Source organism: Bacillus sp. SIMBA_154 (genome assembly GCF_046536015.1).
Classification (GTDB): domain Bacteria; phylum Bacillota; class Bacilli; order Bacillales; family Bacillaceae; genus Bacillus; species Bacillus pumilus_P.
Genome location: NZ_JAWJBV010000589.1, coordinates 1 through 242 on the forward strand (window position 1 = coordinate 1; position 242 = coordinate 242).

1 protein-coding gene is annotated in these 242 nt (G+C 57.0%); it reads left to right on the forward strand.

Going from position 1 to position 242, the window contains the following annotated elements; all coding sequences use genetic code 11:
• The coding region (locus tag R0K30_RS23265; RefSeq protein ID WP_410613370.1) for an NAD(P)-dependent oxidoreductase at positions 1-242 on the forward strand (242 nt) is incomplete at both ends.

A 242-nucleotide genomic window follows, 5' to 3' on the forward strand; every position in this document is an offset into this window, starting at 1 on the left:
GCTCTCCAACCTGGACGTCGGCGTGGTCGGATTGGGTCGCATCGGCCAGCATGTCGCGCGCATGTATTCGGCCATCGGAGCGAACGTGCGTGCCTACGATCCATTCGTCTCCGAAAGCGCATTCACACTCGCCGATATCGATGACATTCTCGAGAACTCTGACGTCATCTCGTTGCATCTTCCGCTCACCGGCGAAACCAGAAACCTGATCTCAGGTGAAGTCCTGGAACGGATGAGAGAAG